This is a genomic window from Streptomyces caniscabiei, from assembly GCF_014930365.1.
Taxonomy (GTDB): Bacteria; Actinomycetota; Actinomycetes; order Streptomycetales; family Streptomycetaceae; genus Streptomyces; species Streptomyces caniscabiei.
Genome location: NZ_JABXWI010000007.1, coordinates 227,837 through 245,859, shown reverse-complemented (window position 1 = coordinate 245,859; position 18,023 = coordinate 227,837). Strand labels below are relative to the sequence as shown.

At 69.5% G+C, this 18,023-nt stretch carries 27 protein-coding genes; 2 read left to right on the top strand and 25 right to left on the bottom strand.

The window, feature by feature from the left end; translation table 11 throughout:
• Positions 1 to 190: 190 nt before the first annotated feature.
• From rplO to HW837_RS21015, 23 genes are all read right to left on the bottom strand, one after another.
• Positions 191 to 646 (bottom strand): 50S ribosomal protein L15, encoded by a 456-nt coding sequence (rplO, locus tag HW837_RS21125; RefSeq protein WP_005481206.1) that lies wholly within the window; start codon positions 644 to 646, stop codon positions 191 to 193.
• Between the two features lie 2 nt (positions 647 to 648).
• Positions 649 to 831, bottom strand: a complete 183-nt coding sequence (gene rpmD, locus HW837_RS21120; RefSeq protein ID WP_045559458.1) for a 50S ribosomal protein L30 — start codon at positions 829 to 831, stop codon at positions 649 to 651.
• Entirely contained in the window at positions 831 to 1,439 is a 609-nt protein-coding gene (gene rpsE, locus HW837_RS21115; RefSeq protein WP_013001409.1) for a 30S ribosomal protein S5, read from the bottom strand. Before rpsE ends, rpmD begins: the two co-directional genes overlap by 1 nt.
• A gap of 39 nt (positions 1,440 to 1,478) precedes the next feature.
• The gene (rplR, locus tag HW837_RS21110; protein ID WP_005481210.1) at positions 1,479 to 1,862 is read right to left on the bottom strand and encodes a 50S ribosomal protein L18; all 384 of its coding nucleotides are present in this window, start codon (positions 1,860 to 1,862) and stop codon (positions 1,479 to 1,481) included.
• A gap of 3 nt (positions 1,863 to 1,865) precedes the next feature.
• The gene (gene rplF / locus HW837_RS21105; protein WP_045559457.1) at positions 1,866 to 2,405 is read right to left on the bottom strand and encodes a 50S ribosomal protein L6; all 540 of its coding nucleotides are present in this window, start codon (positions 2,403 to 2,405) and stop codon (positions 1,866 to 1,868) included.
• Positions 2,406 to 2,430: 25 nt separating this feature from the next.
• Positions 2,431 to 2,829 (bottom strand): 30S ribosomal protein S8, encoded by a 399-nt coding sequence (gene rpsH / locus HW837_RS21100; RefSeq protein WP_013001411.1) that lies wholly within the window; start codon positions 2,827 to 2,829, stop codon positions 2,431 to 2,433.
• Between the two features lie 213 nt (positions 2,830 to 3,042).
• On the bottom strand, positions 3,043 to 3,228 hold the full coding sequence (locus tag HW837_RS21095) for a type Z 30S ribosomal protein S14 (protein ID WP_003948630.1): 186 nt from the start codon (positions 3,226 to 3,228) through the stop codon (positions 3,043 to 3,045).
• A gap of 5 nt (positions 3,229 to 3,233) precedes the next feature.
• Entirely contained in the window at positions 3,234 to 3,791 is a 558-nt protein-coding gene (rplE, locus tag HW837_RS21090; protein WP_005481216.1) for a 50S ribosomal protein L5, read from the bottom strand.
• Positions 3,791 to 4,114: a 50S ribosomal protein L24 gene (gene rplX / locus HW837_RS21085; RefSeq protein ID WP_045559456.1), complete on the bottom strand. Its 324-nt coding sequence runs from the start codon at positions 4,112 to 4,114 to the stop codon at positions 3,791 to 3,793. The genes rplE and rplX overlap by 1 nt, the downstream gene beginning before the upstream one ends.
• Before the next feature lie 2 nt (positions 4,115 to 4,116).
• Positions 4,117 to 4,485, bottom strand: coding sequence for a 50S ribosomal protein L14 (gene rplN / locus HW837_RS21080; protein ID WP_003992364.1), 369 nt, complete (start codon positions 4,483 to 4,485; stop codon positions 4,117 to 4,119).
• Between the two features lie 103 nt (positions 4,486 to 4,588).
• Positions 4,589 to 4,876, bottom strand: a complete 288-nt coding sequence (gene rpsQ / locus HW837_RS21075) for a 30S ribosomal protein S17 (RefSeq protein WP_037694127.1) — start codon at positions 4,874 to 4,876, stop codon at positions 4,589 to 4,591.
• Positions 4,876 to 5,100 carry a 50S ribosomal protein L29 gene (gene rpmC / locus HW837_RS21070; protein ID WP_030671810.1) on the bottom strand — a complete coding sequence of 75 codons (225 nt, stop codon included), beginning with the start codon at positions 5,098 to 5,100 and terminating at the stop codon, positions 4,876 to 4,878. Before rpmC ends, rpsQ begins: the two co-directional genes overlap by 1 nt.
• Positions 5,100 to 5,519, bottom strand: a complete 420-nt coding sequence (rplP, locus tag HW837_RS21065; protein WP_004927269.1) for a 50S ribosomal protein L16 — start codon at positions 5,517 to 5,519, stop codon at positions 5,100 to 5,102. Before rplP ends, rpmC begins: the two co-directional genes overlap by 1 nt.
• A 5-nt stretch (positions 5,520 to 5,524) precedes the next feature.
• On the bottom strand, positions 5,525 to 6,352 hold the full coding sequence (rpsC, locus tag HW837_RS21060) for a 30S ribosomal protein S3 (RefSeq protein WP_045559455.1): 828 nt from the start codon (positions 6,350 to 6,352) through the stop codon (positions 5,525 to 5,527).
• Positions 6,352 to 6,699 carry a 50S ribosomal protein L22 gene (rplV, locus tag HW837_RS21055; protein ID WP_004571827.1) on the bottom strand — a complete coding sequence of 116 codons (348 nt, stop codon included), beginning with the start codon at positions 6,697 to 6,699 and terminating at the stop codon, positions 6,352 to 6,354. The genes rpsC and rplV overlap by 1 nt, the downstream gene beginning before the upstream one ends.
• Positions 6,700 to 6,742: 43 nt before the next feature.
• A complete protein-coding gene (gene rpsS, locus HW837_RS21050) occupies positions 6,743 to 7,024 on the bottom strand; it encodes a 30S ribosomal protein S19 (protein ID WP_005481224.1) in 282 nt (93 codons plus the stop codon).
• A gap of 12 nt (positions 7,025 to 7,036) precedes the next feature.
• Positions 7,037 to 7,873 (bottom strand): 50S ribosomal protein L2, encoded by an 837-nt coding sequence (gene rplB / locus HW837_RS21045; RefSeq protein ID WP_033528344.1) that lies wholly within the window; start codon positions 7,871 to 7,873, stop codon positions 7,037 to 7,039.
• Between the two features lie 38 nt (positions 7,874 to 7,911).
• Positions 7,912 to 8,331 carry a 50S ribosomal protein L23 gene (gene rplW / locus HW837_RS21040; protein WP_045559454.1) on the bottom strand — a complete coding sequence of 140 codons (420 nt, stop codon included), beginning with the start codon at positions 8,329 to 8,331 and terminating at the stop codon, positions 7,912 to 7,914.
• Positions 8,331 to 8,990: a 50S ribosomal protein L4 gene (rplD, locus tag HW837_RS21035; protein WP_045559453.1), complete on the bottom strand. Its 660-nt coding sequence runs from the start codon at positions 8,988 to 8,990 to the stop codon at positions 8,331 to 8,333. The genes rplW and rplD overlap by 1 nt, the downstream gene beginning before the upstream one ends.
• Positions 8,991 to 8,997: 7 nt before the next feature.
• Complete coding sequence (rplC, locus tag HW837_RS21030; RefSeq protein WP_005481233.1) at positions 8,998 to 9,642, bottom strand: 50S ribosomal protein L3; 645 nt, start codon at positions 9,640 to 9,642, stop codon at positions 8,998 to 9,000.
• 17 nt (positions 9,643 to 9,659) lie between these two features.
• Positions 9,660 to 9,968, bottom strand: a complete 309-nt coding sequence (gene rpsJ, locus HW837_RS21025) for a 30S ribosomal protein S10 (protein ID WP_003948644.1) — start codon at positions 9,966 to 9,968, stop codon at positions 9,660 to 9,662.
• A gap of 408 nt (positions 9,969 to 10,376) precedes the next feature.
• Positions 10,377 to 10,619: a hypothetical protein gene (locus HW837_RS21020; protein ID WP_193380539.1), complete on the bottom strand. Its 243-nt coding sequence runs from the start codon at positions 10,617 to 10,619 to the stop codon at positions 10,377 to 10,379.
• A 40-nt stretch (positions 10,620 to 10,659) separates the two neighbouring features.
• Positions 10,660 to 11,376, bottom strand: coding sequence for a YoaK family protein (locus HW837_RS21015; RefSeq protein WP_193380538.1), 717 nt, complete (start codon positions 11,374 to 11,376; stop codon positions 10,660 to 10,662).
• Positions 11,377 to 11,472: 96 nt separating this feature from the next.
• On the opposite strand from HW837_RS21015, the gene HW837_RS21010 reads away from it, so the two are divergent.
• Both HW837_RS21010 and HW837_RS21005 read left to right on the top strand, forming a co-directional pair.
• The gene (locus HW837_RS21010; RefSeq protein ID WP_193380537.1) at positions 11,473 to 13,176 is read left to right on the top strand and encodes an RNA ligase family protein; all 1,704 of its coding nucleotides are present in this window, start codon (positions 11,473 to 11,475) and stop codon (positions 13,174 to 13,176) included.
• Between the two features lie 19 nt (positions 13,177 to 13,195).
• Complete coding sequence (locus tag HW837_RS21005) at positions 13,196 to 16,021, top strand: poly(A) polymerase (protein ID WP_193380536.1); 2,826 nt, start codon at positions 13,196 to 13,198, stop codon at positions 16,019 to 16,021.
• Between the two features lie 12 nt (positions 16,022 to 16,033).
• On the opposite strand, the gene HW837_RS21000 is transcribed toward HW837_RS21005, so the two are convergent.
• Together HW837_RS21000 and HW837_RS20995 are read right to left on the bottom strand one after the other, a co-directional pair.
• Positions 16,034 to 16,861, bottom strand: a complete 828-nt coding sequence (locus HW837_RS21000) for a hypothetical protein (RefSeq protein ID WP_193380535.1) — start codon at positions 16,859 to 16,861, stop codon at positions 16,034 to 16,036.
• 74 nt (positions 16,862 to 16,935) lie between these two features.
• A complete protein-coding gene (locus tag HW837_RS20995; RefSeq protein WP_193380534.1) occupies positions 16,936 to 18,021 on the bottom strand; it encodes an endo-1,4-beta-xylanase in 1,086 nt (361 codons plus the stop codon).
• Positions 18,022 to 18,023 lie beyond the last annotated feature (2 nt).

Sequence of the window (18,023 nt, the reverse complement as noted above, 5' to 3'; positions counted from 1 at the left end):
TCTGATGAGGACGACTTACGTAACGTTTAACTGCCGCGGCGAGTGCCCGGATGAGAGCACCCTGTGAAAACGGGCAGCGCAGGTCACCTTACCGGCGAGACTGCTTCCCTAGGAACGACCAACCGGGGATACCCCATTTGTGGGGTATCCCCGGTCGGGATCGCTCAAGTCATCGAGACACCTGGTGTGTTCAGACGAGCTCGGTGACGGTACCGCCGGCGGCGGTGATCTTCTCCTTGGCGGAGCCGGAGACGGCGTCGACCGTCACCTGCAGCGCCACGGAGATCTCGCCCTGGCCGAGGACCTTGACGAGGCTGTTCTTGCGGACGGCACCCTTGTCGACCAGGTCGGCAACGGTGACCTCCCCACCCTCGGGGTAGAGGGCGGCGAGCTTGTCCAGGTTCACGACCTGGAACTCCGTCTTGAAGGGGTTCTTGAAGCCCTTCAGCTTCGGGAGACGCATGTGGAGGGGCATCTGGCCACCCTCGAAGCGCTCCGGAACCTGGTAGCGGGCCTTCGTACCCTTGGTACCACGACCGGCCGTCTTACCCTTCGACGCCTCACCACGACCGACACGGGTCTTCGCGGTCTTGGCGCCGGGGGCGGGACGGAGGTTGTGGATCTTGAGCGGGTTGTTCTCCGCCATGATCAGTCGACCTCCTCGACCGACACGAGGTGGCGGACGGTGTGCACCATGCCGCGGAACTCGGGGCGGTCCTCCTTGACGACCTGCGTGTTGATGCCCTTGAGACCAAGGGAACGCAGGGTGTCACGGTGGTTCTGCTTGCTGCCGATGTACGACTTCGTCTGCGTGATCTTGAGCTGTGCCATTACGCAGCACCAGCCCCGGCACGCGCACGCAGCAGAGCCGCGGGAGCGACGTCCTCGAGGGGCAGACCACGGCGGGCCGCGATCTCCTCGGGACGCTGCAGACCCTTCAGGGCCTCCACGGTCGCGTGCACGATGTTGATCGCGTTCGACGAACCGAGCGACTTCGACAGGATGTCGTGCACACCGGCGCACTCGAGCACGGCACGCACCGGGCCACCGGCGATGACGCCGGTACCGGGGGAAGCAGGCTTGAGCAGGACGACGCCCGCGGCCTTCTCGCCCGTGATCGGGTGCGGGATGGTGCCCTGGATACGGGGGACCTTGAAGAAGTGCTTCTTGGCCTCCTCAACGCCCTTGGCGATGGCGGCCGGCACCTCCTTGGCCTTGCCGTAACCGACACCCACGGTGCCGTCACCGTCGCCCACCACGACCAGCGCGGTGAAGCTGAAGCGACGACCACCCTTCACAACCTTGGCGACGCGGTTGATCGCGACGACGCGCTCAACGTACGCGGTCTTCTCGGCGGCAGCTGCGCCGCCGTCACGGCCCTTCCGGTCCCGCCGCTCGCCGCCACCGGCACCGCCACCGCGGCGCTGGGGTCCAGCCATTGGATTTACCTCTCTCTTTCCGCTAGCTACGCAGCGAGCTCAGAACTTGAGCCCGGCCTCGCGGGCGGCGTCGGCCAGGGCCGCGATGCGACCCGCGTACCGGTTACCACCTCGGTCGAACACAACGGCCTCGACACCGGCGGCCTTGGCACGCTCGGCGACCAGGGCGCCGACCTTGCCGGCCTGCGCCGACTTGTCCTCGGACGCACCGCGGATCGACGAGTCCAGGGTGGACGCCGACGCAAGGGTGTGACCCTTGAGGTCGTCGATCACCTGGGCCACGATGTGGCGGTTCGAGCGGGTCACGACCAGGCGGGGACGCTCAGCCGTACCGTTGACCTTCTTACGGATCCGGATGTGGCGCCGCTTGATGGCTGCACGCTTGTAAGCGTCGCCCTTAGCGATCTTCGTACCGTATGCCATGGCTTACTTACCCGCCTTTCCGACCTTGCGGCGGATGACTTCGCCCTCGTACTTGACGCCCTTGGCCTTGTACGGGTCGGGCTTGCGCAGCTTGCGGATGTTGGCCGCAACCTCGCCGACCTTCTGCTTGTCGATGCCCTCGACCTGGAAGCGGGTCGGGGTCTCCACCTTGAAGGTGATGCCCTCGGGCGCCTCGACGGTGATCGGGTGGCTGTAGCCGAGCGCGAACTCGAGGTTCGAACCCTTGGCCTGCACGCGGTAACCGACACCGCTGATCTCGAGCTTCTTCACGTAACCCTGGGTCACGCCGGTGATCATGTTCGCCACCAGCGTGCGGGACAGGCCGTGCAGGGCCTTGCTCTGACGCTCGTCGTTGGGGCGGGTGACGTTCAGAACGCCGTCCTCACCCTTGGCGATCTCGATCGGCGCGGCGACGGTGTGGGTCAGCGAGCCCTTGGGGCCCTTGACCGCGACCGTCTGGCCGTCGATGGTGACGTCCACGCCGGCGGGAACCGTGATGGGGAGCTTGCCAATACGCGACATAGCTGTTTCCTCCGATTCCTTTCCGCTACCAGACGTAGGCGAGAACTTCTCCGCCTACGCCCTTCTTGCCGGCCTGCTTGTCGGTGAGGAGCCCGTGGGACGTGGAGATGATCGCCACGCCGAGGCCACCCAGCACCTTGGGCAGGGAGGTGGACTTCGCGTAAACCCGGAGACCGGGCTTGGAGATCCGCTTGATGCCCGCGATGGAGCGCTCACGGTTCGGGCCGAACTTCAGCTCGAGGACGAGGTTCTTGCCGACCTCGGCGTCCTCGACCTTCCAGCCCGTGATGAAGCCCTCCTGCTGGAGGATCTCCGCGATGTGAGACTTGATCTTCGATGCCGGCATCGTCACGGAGTCGTGGTATGCCGAGTTCGCGTTCCGCAGACGCGTAAGCATGTCTGCGATCGGATCAGTCATGGTCATGAATTGGCCTTCGGCCTCTCTCGCCGGGGTTTCCAGGTGCCCATCCCTCTCCTCGATCCGAGACGAGGCGGGTGCGGTGCGGTGGACCTACGGCGTAGTAAGTCGTACGGGCGACCGTCAGGCGCCCAACCCTCCAAGCCTAAGCCATGGAAGGGCTGGCGCCTGACACGCCCATTGCTTACCGAGAGCTCCGGGAATCCCTAAAAGACGGGATTACCAGGAGCTCTTGGTCACGCCCGGCAGCTCGCCACGGTGAGCCATCTCACGAAGGCACACGCGGCACAGGCCGAACTTGCGGTACACGGAGTGGGGACGGCCGCAGCGCTGGCAGCGCGTGTAGCCACGCACGCCGAACTTGGGCTTGCGAGCAGCCTTCGCGATCAGAGCCTTCTTCGCCATCTCGCTCACGCCTCCTTGAAGGGGAAGCCGAGGTGACGAAGGAGGGCGCGGCCCTCAGCGTCGTTGGTCGCCGTGGTCACCACGGTGATGTCCATACCCCGGGTACGGTCGATCTTGTCCTGGTCGATCTCGTGGAACATGACCTGCTCGGTGAGACCGAAGGTGTAGTTGCCACGGCCGTCGAACTGCTTGGGGGACAGACCACGGAAGTCGCGGATGCGCGGGAGCGCGAGCGACAGGGTGCGGTCCAGGAACTCCCACATGCGGTCGCCACGGAGCGTGACGTGGGCACCGATCGGCTGGCCCTCACGCAGCTTGAACTGCGCGATGGACTTGCGGGCCTTGGTGACGGCCGGCTTCTGACCGGTGATCGTGGTGAGGTCGCGGATGGCGCCCTCGATCAGCTTGGAGTCGCGGGCGGCGTCGCCCACACCCATGTTGACCACGATCTTGACGAGGCCCGGGGTCTGCATGACGTTCTCGTAGGAGAACTCTTCCTGCAGCTTGCCCGCGATCTCCTCGCGGTACTTCGTCTTGAGACGCGGAGTCGTGGTGGTAGCCATCAGATGTCCTCACCCGTCCGCTTGGCAACGCGAACCTTGTTGCCCTCGTCGTCGAAGCGGTAACCGACACGCGTGACGACCTTCTTGCCGTCCTTCTCCACGACCAGCTGGACGTTGGAGACGTGGATCGGGGCCTCGGTCGTGACGATGCCACCGGCCTGCGAACCGCTGGCGGTCGGGCCGGCCTTGGTGTGCTTCTTGACCCGGTTGACACCCTCGACCAGGACACGGTCCTCGCGGGGGAAGGCCGCGATGACCTTGCCCTGCTTGCCCTTGTCCTTACCGGTGATGACCTGGACCAGGTCGCCCTTCTTGATCTTCATGCTTACAGCACCTCCGGCGCGAGCGAGATGATCTTCATGAACTTCTTCTCGCGCAGCTCCCGGCCGACCGGGCCGAAGATACGGGTGCCACGAGGGTCGCCGTCGTTCTTGAGAATGACGGCGGCGTTCTCGTCGAAGCGGATGTACGAGCCGTCCGGACGGCGGCGCTCCTTGACGGTGCGAACGATGACCGCCTTGATGACGTCACCCTTCTTCACGTTGCCGCCGGGGATCGCGTCCTTGACGGTGGCGACGATGACGTCACCGATGCCCGCGTAGCGGCGACCGGAGCCACCGAGCACACGGATGCAAAGGATCTCCTTCGCACCAGTGTTGTCGGCGACACGCAGTCGCGACTCCTGCTGGATCACGTCTATCTCCTGTTTGTCTGCCGGTTCCCGGCAGGGGCCGCCTCTTCACGAGGAGCCCCTGCCGAGCCTGGCGGAACTGACCTGCGGGGTTGGCCGCAGGAAATTACTTGGCCTTCTCGAGGATCTCGACGACGCGCCAGTGCTTCGTGGCGGACAGCGGCCGGGTCTCCATCAGGAGGACGCGGTCGCCGATGCCGGCGGCGTTCTGCTCGTCGTGGGCCTTGAGCTTGCTCGTGCTGCGGATGACCTTGCCGTACAGGGCGTGCTTCTTGCGGTCCTCGACGGCGACGACGACGGTCTTGTCCATCTTGTCGCTGACGACGATGCCCTCACGGGTCTTGCGGAATCCGCGCGCCTCGGTGTTCGTCTCAGTCACGTTGTTCTCGCTCATCAGGCGTTCTCCACCGTTTCGATGCCCAGCTCACGCTCGCGCATCAGGGTGTAGATCCGCGCGATGTCCTTGCGGACCGCCTTCAGACGGCCATGGTTCTCGAGCTGTCCGGTCGCCGCCTGGAAGCGGAGGTTGAACAGTTCTTCCTTGGCTTCGCGGAGCTTGTTCAGCAGCTCCTCGTCACCCAGCTCGCGCAGCTCGGACGCCTTGGTACCGGCCGACATCACGCTTCACCTGCCTCGCGCTTGACGATCCGGCACTTCATCGGCAGCTTGTGGGCGGCGCGAGTCAGGGCCTCACGGGCGATCTTCTCGTTGGGGTAGGACAGCTCGAACATGACCCGTCCCGGGTGCACGTTCGCGATCCACCACTCCGGCGAACCCTTACCGGAACCCATGCGGGTCTCGGCGGGCTTCTTCGTGAGCGGGCGGTCCGGGTAGATGTTGATCCAGACCTTGCCGCCACGCTTGATGTGGCGGGTCATCGCGATACGGGCCGCCTCGATCTGGCGGTTGGTCACGTACGCCGGCGTGAGGGCCTGAATGCCGTACTCGCCGAACGCGACCGTCGTACCGCCCTTGGCCTGACCACGGCGCTTCGGGTGGTGCTGCTTGCGGTGCTTGACCCTACGGGGGATCAGCATGTCGGTCAGGCCTCCGTTCCGGTGCTCTCAGCCGGAGCGGCGGCGGCGGGAGCCTCGGCCTTGGGGGCCTCGGCGCCGGCAGCCTGCTGCGGCTTGCGACCGCGCCGCTCGCCACCGCGGCCACCACGGGCCGGGCGGTCTGCACCGCCACCGCGAGCCGGGCGGTTACCCGCACGGGCGGCAGCGTTCTCGGCGCGGACCTCGGCGATGTTCTTGACATCGCCCTTGTAGATCCAGACCTTCACACCGATGCGGCCGAAGGTCGTCTTGGCCTCGAAGAAGCCGTAGTCCACGTTCGCGCGGAGCGTGTGCAGGGGCACACGGCCCTCGCGGTAGAACTCCGAGCGGGACATCTCGGCGCCACCGAGGCGGCCACCGCACTGGATCTTGATGCCCTTGGCGCCGGCCTTCATCGTGCCCTGCATGCTCTTACGCATGGCGCGACGGAAGGAGACGCGGGAGGAGAGCTGCTCGGCGACGGCCTGAGCGACCAGCTGGGCATCGGTCTCGGGGCTCTTGACCTCGAGGATGTTCAGCTGGACCTGCTTGCCCGTGAGCTTCTCGAGGTCGCCGCGGATGCGGTCGGCCTCGGCGCCACGACGGCCGATGACGATGCCCGGACGCGCGGTGTGGATGTCCACGCGGACGCGGTCACGGGTGCGCTCGATCTCCACCTTCGAGATGCCGGCGCGCTCCATGCCGGACGTCATCATCCGACGGATGGCGACGTCTTCCTTGACGTAGTCCTTGTACAGCTTGTCGGCGTACCAACGCGACTTGAAGTCGGTCGTGACACCGAGCCGGAACCCATGCGGGTTTACCTTCTGGCCCATTACCGGGTTCCTTCCTTGCTGCTGACGACCACGGTGATGTGGCTGGTCCGCTTGCGGATCCGGTAGGCACGGCCCTGGGCCCGCGGACGGAACCGCTTCAGGGTCGGGCCCTCGTCCACGTACGCCTCGCTGATGACCAGCGAAGAGGCGTCCGTGTGGTCGTAGTTGTGTGCGGCGTTGGCAATGGCGCTGTCCAGCACCTTGCCGACCGGCACGCTCGCGGCCTGCGGGGCGAAACGCAGGACCGCCTGAGCCTCCGTGGCGTCCATGCCACGGATGAGGTCCACCACGCGGCGGGCCTTCATGGGCGTGACGCGGATGTACCGCGCCTGGGCCCTGGCTTCCATGGTTGTCCTTCCAGTGTCTGTCATGGTCGATTCCACCCCGCGTTTAGCGGCGCTTCGACTTCCGGTCGTCCTTGACGTGACCCCGGAAGGTGCGCGTCGGCGAGAACTCGCCGAGCTTGTGGCCGACCATCGACTCGGTGACGAACACCGGAATGTGGGTCTTGCCGTTGTGCACCGCGATCGTGTGGCCGAGCATGGCCGGGATGATCATCGAGCGACGGGACCAGGTCTTGATGACGTTCTTGGTGCCTGCTTCGTTCTGTACGTCCACCTTCTTGATCAGGTGGTCGTCGACGAAGGGCCCCTTCTTGAGACTGCGCGGCATCTAAACCCGCTCCTAGCGCTTCTTGTTCGTCTTGCGGCGGCGGACGATGTACTTGCTCGAAGCCTTCTTCGGCGAGCGAGTACGACCCTCCTTCTGACCCCAGGGGCTGACCGGGTGGCGACCACCGGAGGTCTTGCCCTCACCACCACCGTGGGGGTGGTCAACCGGGTTCATCGCCACACCGCGGACGGTCGGGCGGACGCCCAGCCAGCGCTTGCGGCCGGCCTTGCCCCAGTTGATGTTGCTCTGCTCGGCGTTGCCGACCTCGCCGACGGTGGCGCGGCAGCGCACGTCGACCAGGCGGATCTCACCGGACGGCATGCGGAGGTGGGCGTAGGCGCCCTCCTTCGCGAGCAGCTGCACGGAGGCACCGGCGGAGCGGGCGAACTTGGCGCCGCCACCGGGACGGAGCTCGATCGCGTGGATCGTGGTACCGACCGGGATGTTGCGGAGCGCCAGGTTGTTGCCCGGCTTGATGTCGGCCCCGGGACCGTTCTCCACGCGGTCACCCTGCTGCAGGTTGCGCGGGGCGAGGATGTAGCGCTTCTCGCCGTCCGCGTAGTGCAGCAGCGCGATGCGCGCGGTGCGGTTGGGGTCGTACTCGATGTGCGCGACCTTCGCCGGCACGCCGTCCTTGTCGTGACGACGGAAGTCGATGACACGGTAGGCGCGCTTGTGTCCGCCACCCTGGTGGCGAACGGTCACACGACCGGCGTTGTTACGGCCGCCCTTGCTGTGCAGGGGGCGGACCAGCGACTTCTCCGGCGTGGACCGCGTGATCTCGACGAAGTCGGCGACGCTGGAGCCGCGACGGCCCGGCGTAGTCGGCTTGTACTTGCGGATTCCCATTTCTCAGTCCTCGTCCGATATCGGACGATCCGACCCGCTTACGCGGTCGGACCGCCGAAGATGTCGATACGGTCGCCCTCGGCAAGGGTCACGATGGCGCGCTTGGAGCCGGCACGCTGACCGAAACCGGTCTTGGTGCGCTTGCGCTTGCCGATGCGGTTGATCGTGTTGACCCCGGTGACCTTGACCGAGAAGACCGCCTGGACGGCCTGCTTGATCTGGGTCTTGTTGGCGCCGGGCGCGACGATGAAGGTGTACTTGCCCTCGTCGAGCAGCGCGTAGCTCTTCTCCGACACGACCGGCTTCAGCAGCACGTCACGGGGGTCCGTGAACGCCTTGCTGGGCGCGGTGACGACGGTGTTCTTGCCCTCGGCGGCGTGGCGGCGCGCCTTGGCGACGCGCGCGGCCTTGGCGGCCTTCGCAGCCTTGGAGGCAATGCTCGGGTGACGCGTAGCCATCAGGCCTCGCTCCCTTCGGTGTCGTTGGCCTTGTTCGGGCCGGACACGAAGGACTCAAGGGCGGCCTGGGTGAAGACCACATCGTCCGAGACGATCACGTCGTACGTGTTCAGCTGGCCCGGCTCCAGGATGTGGACCTGGGGCAGGTTGCGGGCGGAGAGCCACGCGGCCTCGTCGGCGCGCTCGACGACCAGGAGCAGGTTCTTGCGCTCCGAGATCTTGCCGAACAGCGACTTGGCGGCCTTCGTGGAGGGGTTCTCGCCCTCGATCACGCCGGAGACGACGTGGATGCGGTTGTGGCGGGCCCGGTCGGTGAGGGCGTGGCGCAGGGCCGCGGCCTTCATCTTCTTCGGGGTCCGCTGCGAGTAGTCACGCGGCACGGGACCGTGCACGACGCCACCACCGGCGAACTGGGGCGCGCGGGTCGAGCCCTGACGGGCGCGGCCGGTGCCCTTCTGCCGGTACGGCTTCTTACCGCCACCACGGACTTCGCCGCGGGTCTTGGTCTTGTGCGTGCCCTGGCGGGCAGCCGCGTTCTGCGCGACGACGACCTGGTGGATCAGCGGGATGCTGACCTTCTCCACGCCGAAGATCTCCGCGGGGAGTTCGACGCTTCCGGTCTTCTCGCCGGCAGGCGAAAGGATGTCAACAGTGCTCATCGGTACCTCAGGCCCCCTTGGCCGCGGTGCGGACCAGGACGAGGCCGCCGTTCGGACCGGGAACCGCGCCCTTGATGAGCAGCAGACCCTTCTCCGCGTCAACGGCGTGGACGGTCAGGTTCTGGGTGGTGACCCGCTCGTTGCCCATGCGACCCGCCATGCGGAGGCCCTTGAACACACGGCCCGGGGTGGCGCAGCCACCGATGGAGCCGGGAGAGCGGTGCTTGCGCTGGGTGCCGTGTCCGGCGCCGAGGCCCTTGAAGTTGTGACGCTTCATGACACCGGCGAAGCCCTTGCCCTTGCTCTTGCCGGTCACGTCCACCTTGACGCCGGCCTCGAAGACCTCGGCGGAGATCTCCTGGCCCAGCGTGTACTCGGAGGCGTCCGCGGTGCGGATCTCGACGAGGTGGCGGCGGGGGGTGACGTCGGCCTTGGCGAAGTGGCCCTTGAGGGGCTTGTTCACCTTGCGCGGGTCGATCTCGCCGAAGGCGATCTGGACCGACTCGTAGCCGTCGACATCGTTCGTACGGACCTGGGTGACGACGTTGGGGCCGGCCTTGACGACGGTGACCGGAACAACGCGGTTGTTCTCGTCCCACACCTGCGTCATGCCGAGCTTCTCGCCCAGGATGCCCTTGATCTGCTTAGCCATTCTCAGATCACCGGCCTTCAGAGCTTGATCTCGATGTCGACACCGGCCGGGAGGTCGAGTCGCATCAGAGAGTCAACGGTCTTGGGGGTCGGGTCGAGGATGTCGATCAGGCGCTTGTGCGTGCGCATCTCGAAGTGCTCGCGCGAGTCCTTGTACTTGTGCGGCGACTTGATGACGCAGTACACGTTCTTCTCAGTGGGCAGCGGCACCGGGCCCGCGACCGACGCACCAGTGCGGGTCACCGTCTCGACGATCTTCTTCGCCGAGGAGTCGATGACCTCGTGGTCGTAGGCCTTGAGCCGGATGCGGATCTTCTGTCCCGCCATGGCTACTCAGTAGTCCTTTGTCTCGTTTAACGCTCTGGAACCCGGTGTTCCGTCACCCGCTCCTCCGACCCACGCGGTCGGGCGTGTCGCGCTCCCGCTGACACAGATGCCCCTTGTTCGAGCATCCCCAGTCTGGGAAACACGGCCCTTCCGGTACCGCGGGCCGGGGGCGGAGGCCCACCGGGTGCCTGGTCGGCGCCGCACCTTGCTTCCCGAAAGATTCCCGTACGTCCGCTCCAGCGCTGCCCATGGGGCAGTTGGGGCGACGAGTACTGTGGGACTCGCTTCCGGTCCTCCCGGCGGGAGGCGCGCAGCATCAACACTCGACCGAGCAACCCCGCTAGTCTGCCATACGGCGCAGCGCCTCCGCCAATCGAGCCGGAGAGATTACCCCGAGAGTGACGGAGGTCAAACCCGGGTGCCGGCACCCTCGCCGTCCGGGGCCTCGCCCGGGGTGTCCGTGTCGCGGTCGGGGTACACGAAGCGGACTCCGAGGCTGATCGCGCCCAAGGACGCCAGCGCCAGCGCGGTGCGTAACCATCTCATCCCGCCGGTCCATTCCTGAGGTACGCCGAGGGCCAGCCAGAGACAGACGCAGATGCCGGCGAGCATGGTGGCCGCACCGATGAGACGGTTCGCTGAGACAGTCATGCGTCCATGATCCACAGCCGTTTCACGGGAGCGGCCTGATTCAGTCGGGCGCCGACGTACGCCGACGCGGCATCACCCAGTACACCGCGCCCAGGGCCAGCACCAGCGCGGCGGGGAGCAGCAGGACCACCGCCGGGTGGACGTGCTCGTGCAGTAGCCAGGCGCCCAGCAGGCCGCCGGTGAACATCGCGCCGACCGAGGCGAGGCGGCGGCCCTCGTTCGTGGCCCCCGATCCGATGCGGGTGTCGGAGAGCAGGGGCAGTCCGCCGAGGAGCGCGGTCAGGGCGCGGGTGGACACCGTGGTGGGCAGGTCCGGGACCCGCGCCCGCAGGGTGGTGACGTTGCGCACGCCCATGGCCCCGGCGACCAGGGCGACCACGGCGAAGTGCGGGCCCTCGGCCGGGTCCCCCGGCGCGTCGAGGCCGGTGCGCCAGGCGACCACCCCGCCGAGCCCCAGCAGCAGCGCCTCTCCGATCAGCGCGGGCGGGAACCAGCGCCGGCCATGGGCGTCCACGCTCGACTCGAACAGGGAACCGAGCACCGCGCCGACCGTGAACCCGGCGAACGAGATCCCCGCCGCCGCCGGGGACAGTCCGGCGGCCCCGGTGAGCGCGAAGGAGAGGAAGAGGAGGTTGCCGGTCTGCACGGCGGTGAACACCGGACCGAGCACCAGGAAGCTCACGGCCTCGATCATGCCGGTCGTCACCGTGAGCACCACCATGATCGAGGTGAGCCCGACCCCCGCTCTGGGCTTCATACCCGGACCCTAGACCGCGCGTAATCCGCTCGCCCACCCGCGAGCCGCGCTCCTACGCTGATCAGGTACGCCGGCCGGCACGGGGGAACGTCCATCATGCGCACGCACTATCCGCGGACCAGGCATCTGCCCTGGTCCCCCGGCGCGACCGCCGACGATCTGCGGGTCACCGACCTGTCGGGCCTGCGCGGCCGCGAGGTCGTCGTGACCGAGAAACTCGACGGCGAGAACACCACGCTGTACCGCGACGGCGTGCACGCCCGCTCCCTCGACTCCGCGCACCACCCCTCCCGTACCTGGGTCAAGGCGCTCCAGGCCCGCATCGGCCACGCCGTCCCGCCGGGCTGGCGGGTGTGCGGCGAGAACATGTTCGCGCGCCACTCCCTCGCCTACGACGACCTGGACAGCTGGTTCTACGGCTTCTCGGTGTGGGACACGGGCGGACGCTGCCTGGGCTGGGACCGCACGGTGGCCCTGCTGCGCGGACTGGGCGTCCCCGTGCCGCGTGTGCTGTGGCGGGGCGTCTTCGACGAGAAGGCCCTGCGCGCCCTGCGGCTGGACCTCGCGCGGCAGGAGGGGTACGTCGTCCGGGTCGTGGACGGTTTCGCCGCGGACGAGTTCGGCGCGCGCGTCGCCAAGTGGGTGCGGGCCGGGCACGTACGGACGGACACCCACTGGATGCACGCGGCCGTCGTGGAGAACGGGCTGGGGGCGCGTGCGCCGCTGTGGGCCGTGCGCTCCGGCGCGCCCGCCGACGCCGACGCACTGGCGGAGGCCGTCGGACTGCCCGGCGAGGGCGACCGGGAGACCGTGGCCCGCTTCGACCCGGAGGGCAGGTCCGGGGACGAGCGGCTCGCCGGTGTCCTGGCCGCGCTGCTGCACGGGCACGCCCCGGGCGGCCGCCGGGCCCGGGTCGCCGCACGGCTCGCCGGGGCCGTGGGGATGCCGCTGGCCCGTCGCGTGGCCGACCTGGTGGGGCTGCACTCCGCGCTGCACCGGCCGTACCCGGACGAGGACCGCCCCACCGGCCTGGCGCGCCTCTCGCTCGCCGCCGACCTCGGGCTGTTGCACGCGGTCGCCCGGGCCACCGCGGCGACGGACGAGGCGCGCGAGCAGGTGGAGTGGTCGGCGCTGTACGCCGCGGAGGTGGGCGGCCCGGACGAGGCCGCGCTGCGGGAGGCGTTCGCCGGGCTGCCGCCCGAGGTGGCCGTCCGGTGCCGGGCGGAGGCGCGGGAGGCGTACGCGCGGGGGCGGATCGGGGGGAGCGGGTTCGCCGGGGGCGGCTCCGGCGGGACCGCGGAGGCCGTCGCCGCGACGTGGCGGTGGCGCTCCGGGGCCTTCCCGAGGCTGATCCAGCTGGTGGGCCCGGCGGGCAGCGGCAAGAGCACCTTCGCGCGGGGGCTCGCGGGCGTGGACACGTGCATCGCGCTGGACGATCTGCGCGCGGCGCGCGGCGCGCGGTCCGACCAGCGGGCCAACGCGGACGTCCTGCGTGCGGGGCTCGACCGGCTGGACGGGGCGCTGGCCGCCGGCGGGACGGTGGTGTGGGACGCCACCTCGCTGACGCACCAGCAGCGCTCGCTGGTGCATGGGCTCGCCGACCGCCGCAACGCCCTGCGCACCCATGCCGTGGTCCTGGTCGACGAGGACGAGCTGGTCCGGCGCAACGGCCGCCGCGCGCATCCCGTACCGCCCGAGGTGCTCACCGCCCAGCTGCGCCGCTTCGCCCCGCCGTATCCGGGCGACGCGCACCGCACCTGGTACGTGGGGGCGAGCGGGACCATCGAGGACGAGGTCTGAGGAAGAGGGCTGAGGAACCGTGCGGACGAGCGAGGAGATCTACCACCGGGTGCGCTGGGACGCGCGCTTCGACCCGGCCCGCTTCGTGCTCGGCGTCCTGCAGCGGGGCGCCGCACCCAAGCGGGTGCCGCTGCCCGCGTTCGTGCCCGGCGGGGAGATCCCGTGGCACCGGGTGCTGTTCTTCGAGGCGGACGGCGAGCTGGTCTGGGACCGGACGACGGGAGTGGACCGGATCGACGCGACGGAGGCCGGGCGCGTCCGGGAGGCCCGGCTGCTGCGTGCGCCGTTCTTCACGGCGCGCACGCCGTGCGCGTGGGACGGGGAGCGCTGGGCCCCCACGCGCTCGCCGCGCGGACTCGCCTCGGCGTCCGTGCGGGTGCTGACCTGGAACACCCTCTGGGACCGGTACGACGCCGACCGCGTCGACAGCGCCCGGCGCAGGCCCCTGCTGCTGCGCGCCCTGCGCGACGCCGAGGTGGACGTGATCGCGTTGCAGGAGGTCGAGGCGGAGCTGCTGGCCATGCTGCTGCGCGAACCCTGGGTGCGGGAGGGCTGGACGCTGGGGGCGGACCCGCGCGGCCGTGACGTGGACGAGTGCGGTCTGCTGCTGCTGAGCCGGTTGCCGGTGCGCGAGGCCGCGTTCCACGCGCTGGGCCCGCACAAGGCGGTGACCGCCGTGGTCGTGGAGACGGGCGCGCGTCCCCTCGTCGTCGCGGCCACGCATCTGAGCAGTGACCACTCCACCGACGGCGCCGGCCGCCGCGCCGCGGAACTGGCCCGTCTCGCCGAGGGGTTGGCGGGTCTGGACGCCGACCTGCTGGTACTGGGCGACTTCAACGACGGCGGTGACACCCCGCAGACGACGCTCGGCCTGCGGGACGCGTGGAGCGAGGCGCACGGCGCCGCCGACACGACCCCGACCTTCGACCCGGGCGCCAACCCGCTGGCCGCGATCTCCTCCCTCACGGGCCGAGCGTCCCGCCTGGACCGGGTGCTGCTGCGCGGGGAGGGCCTGCGGGTGGCACGGGCCGAGCTGTACGGGGACACACCGACGCCGGACGGGCTGCACATCTCGGACCACTACGGGGTGCGGGCGGAGGTGACCCCGGACGAGCCGGGCACGGACACCCCCGTGCGCCTCGACGCGCGGCCGACCGCCCGTACGGCGCTGGCCTGGCTGCCGCCCGAGGAGCTGTGGCCGCCGGTGCAGGACATCCGCCGGGAGCACGACCCGCAGATCCACCGCTGGCCCCCGCATGTGAACGTCCTCTTCGGCTTCGTACCGGAACACGCCTTCGAGGAGGCGGCCTCGGTGCTCGCGACATCGCTGCCGGCCACGACATCGCCGTTCGACGTGCGGCTGGAGGGCGTGCACTGGTTCGGCCACCGGGACGACGCGACGGTGTGGCTCGACCCGGCGGCGGCCGGGGAGGGCCCCTGGGCCGAGCTGCACGGCACCCTCGTACGCCGTTTCCCGCGCTGCCGGGGCCGCCGGGAGGGCTACACCCCGCATCTGAGCCTGGGCCGCACCACCGACCCGAACGCGCTGGCCGCCCTCTGCGCGGCCCGGCTCACGCCCCTGTCGGCCAGGGTCGGCGAGCTGGCGCTGCTGTCGAGGCGCGGGGACGAGCCGATGCGGGTGCGGGGGACGGTGAGCCTGGGGACGGGCGAGGTGCGGTGGCAGGAGGAGCCGCCGCCGTACGGGACGCACGACGACGGTGGCGGCGGCGAGGACGACCGCGCCGACCGCGCCGCAGCCGACCGGGTCACGCGTCTCGTGGCGGACGCCTTCCCCGACGGTGTCGTGCACGTCGTCGGCTCCCGGCGGATGGGCTGTGCGCTGCCCGGCGCGGATCTGGACCTGGTGGCGGCGCTGCCCGGATCCGTCGCACTCCCCGCCGTACGCGCGAAGTTGGCCGAAACGCTGCCCGAGGCGGCCGGCATGCGCGAGGTGGTCGGCGCCCGTGTGCCCGGCCTCCGGCTGCGGCTGGACGGGCTGGACGTGGACCTGGTCGTCGTGGCGACCGGCGCGATGGATCCCGTCGAGGCGGTGGCCCGGCGGGCCGAGCTGGGCGAGGCGGCGGCGCTCGCGCTCAGCGCGGTGAGCGACGCGGAGGCGGTGCTCGCCTCGGCGGGCGCCCATGGACCGGCGTTCGTCCGGCTGGCACGGCAGGTCAAGGCGTGGGCGAGGGCCCGGGGCCTGGACTCGGCCCCGTTCGGCGGGCTGCCCGGCCTGGCCTGGTCCGTGCTGGCGGCCCGCACCGCGAGGGAGGCGGGTGATCTGCCACCGGCCGACCTGCTGCGGCACTTCTTCGCGACGTGGGCGGCGTGGGACTGGCGCGAGCCGGTGGGTGAACTCGCGGGAGACTCCGCCGGGGTCCTGGTCGTGGCGACCCCGTCCGCCCCGGTCCGTTCCTGCACGGACCAGGTCACGGAGGGCATGCGCGACCTGGTCTCACAGGAGCTGTTCCGGGCCTGGGAGTCGTTGGAGGAAGGCGGCTCGTTCCCCGGCCTCCTCGCCCCTCCCCCGCTCCACCGCCGCCATGCGGCCTGGGCGATCGTGACGGTGCGTTCGGGCGGGGGCGGGAGTTGGGACGAGGGCGCTGCCGAGGGCCGGGCCCGGGGCAGGATGCGGGCCCTGATCACGGACCTCGCCGCACTGACCCCCGAGTGCCACGCCTGGCCCCGCCCCTTCACCACGGCCCCCGCCCGCTACGCCATCGGCCTGGGGCAGACCCCGCCGACCACCGACGAACTGACCGCCGTGGCGGAACGCCGACTGCGCGGCCTGACGGGGGTCACGCTCACGCGTGCGGAGGGCGGCGAGGTGCCGACCCTGACTTGAGGGGCCGGTCGGTCAGCGCACGTCGACGTAGTCCGACGCACTGGTGGCGACGCCGGTCGTCGAGTTGCCGTAGTACACCCAGCGGTACGAGCCGTCGGCGGAGGCCGTGACCGTGGCCTTCAGCGCCCCCGAGCCGCTGGTGGTGGCCTTCTTGACCGTCTTGAAGGTGTCGGCGCCCTTGGCCTTGAACTGGAGGCTGACGGTACGGCCCCCGTAGCCGTCGTACCTCTTCGTGCTCCAGTTCGCCCGGGTCACCTTGCCCGTGACGGTGATCGCCTTGCCCTTGGTGACGGGCTCCGGCGAGGCGTTGGTCGTGGCCTTGGCCGCGCGCTTGAGTTGGACGGTCTTGGACCGCGTCTCGTACTCCTCAGCCTTGAGACCGTGATCCGCTGTCCACAGCCGCAGCGCGACGCCGACTTTCCACGTCGTGGCGTCACTGTTGGAGTCGACGTGTTCCTGGGTCGGGTGCGGGTCGATGTAGAGGTTGCCCTCGCAGCGGGCGTGCTTGGAATCGATCTCGTAGCAGGTGTAGCCGCCCGGCCCGATGAAGTTCTCCCCGGAGCTGGCCGCCGTCTTCATGGTGCCGCGATAGAGGAAGGGGTACGCGTCGTAACGGAAGGGGTTGGACGTGCTGTACCCCGACGGCAGCGTGATGTTGAAGCTGAGGGACGGCTCCACCTCCTTCGACGTACCCACCACGATCGGCTTGCCCTTGTTGATGACGATGTCCGACACGGTGATGCCGGTGTCCGCCGCGTTGGCCGCCGGCGCGTTCAGCACCGAGAGCCCGAGCGCCCCCACGAGCGTGGCCACCGCGACGGTTCGTCTGCCTGTCTTCATTCACACCTCTTCAGGAGGATCCCTGTACAAGAGCCGGCAGATTACCAATGACGTGCCCATGCCCTCCGAGCCGGCTACCTCGCCCGCCCCGCCGCGAGCCCCTCCCGCAGCGCCCCGTACGCCGGCTTCCGCCCGTAACCCTCGTCCATCGGAGTCGCCGAGCCCTGGCCCGCGAAGACGCCCGGCACCCAGGAGTACTTGTCCGTGAAGCCCCACACGGTGAAGGACCCGCAACTCCGGGCGCCCAGACAGGCGTCCAGCAGCCGCCGGTAGTACTCCGCCTGGGTCGCGAGCTTGTCGGAATCGGCCGGCAGGATCATCCGTACGTCCACCTCCGTGAACGCCGTCCGCATGCCCAGCGCCTCGAAGCGGGCCAGGTTCTCCGCGACCTGTCCCGGGAAGCCGTACTGGATCGCGAGGTGCCCCTGCGCGCCGAAGCCCTGCACCGGTACGCCCTCCGCGCGCAACCGCTTCGCCAGTTCGTAGTACGCCGTGGACTTCGCGTTGACGCCCTCCACGTTGTAGTCGTTGAGGAAGAGCTTCGCCTTCGGATCGGCCGCGTGGGCCCAGCGGAACGCGTCCGCGATGTACGACGGTCCCAGCTCACGCAGCCAGATGGAGTTCCGCAGGCTGCCGTCCTCCTCGAAGACCTCGTTGACCACGTCCCACTGCTGGATCCTGCCCTTGTACCGCTTCACCTCGGTGGTGATGTGCTTGCGCAGGATCCCGCGCAGTTCCGCCGCGCCGATCGACCCGTCGGCCACTCCCGATGTCAGCCACCCCGGCAGCTGGCTGTGCCAGACCAGCGTGTGCCCGCGCACCACCTGCCCGTTCGCCCGCGCGAAACGGACCAGGTCGTCGGCGGCCTTCCAGTCGTACTCACCGCGCCGCGGCTCCACCGACTCCCACTTCATGACGTTCTCGGCGGTCACCGAGTTGAACTCGCGTGCGGTCGTTCCGCGGTACGTGCGATCGTCCGCGAGGGCCGCCATGTCGACGGCCGTGCCGACACGGACACCCGCCCGGTCGGCGAGCGTCCGCAGCGACGGGCCGGAGTGAGGTCCGTGCGCCGAGGCCGGCTGCACGGCCACCGCCGTGGACAGCAGCGCTCCGGCGACCATCCCGAGCACGGGCAGGCGAAAGCGGTTCAGGTACGTCATCC